This window comes from Ruegeria sp. AP12 (assembly GCF_056540025.1).
Map to the genome: position 1 here is coordinate 1 of NZ_JBQFVZ010000229.1, position 653 is coordinate 653.

At 57.0% G+C, this 653-nt stretch carries 1 protein-coding gene; it reads left to right on the top strand.

The features are described 5' to 3' along the window. Positions 1-653: glucose-6-phosphate dehydrogenase (NADP(+)) (locus ACR0E6_RS22450; protein WP_480587540.1), on the top strand; the 653-nt coding region annotated here is incomplete at both ends.

Below are 653 nucleotides of genomic sequence, written 5' to 3' on the forward strand. Positions count from 1 at the left end.
CGTTGGCCGCCAAGCTTCAGCCCGACAGGGTGCGTGCCTTTTACTTTTCCGTTGGGCCGAGATTGTTTGGTCCGCTGGCGGAGCGAATACAGTCTCATGATCTTGCGACCGAACAGACGCGAATTGTCGTGGAAAAACCGTTTGGCCACGACTTGGATAGCGCGAAGGTGCTGAACGCGACCTTGGCGGCACATTTCAGAGAAAAACAGATCTACCGGATCGACCATTATCTGGGGAAAGAGACTGTTCAGAACCTGATGGCCGTGCGGTTTGGAAACATGTTGTTCGAACCGCTCTGGAACAGCCAATACGTAGATCACATTCAGATCACGGTGGCCGAATCTGTCGGTATTGCCGGGCGGGAGGAGTATTATGAGCGCGCCGGTGCGATGCGCGACATGATGCAGAACCATCTGATGCAGCTTTTGTGCCTGATTGCGATGGAGCCGCCGGCGAAATTCGACCCGGACGCCGTGCGAGACGAAAAGCTTAAGGTTATCCGCGCCTTGGACCCGGTCGAGCCGCATCACATCGTGCGTGGCCAGTTTGAAGGGGGCGGGCCCAGCTATCGTCAGATCGTGGGCAATCCGCGATCAACCACGGAAAGCTATGTCGCCTTGAGGGCGCATGTCAGCAACTGGCCATGGGCCGGT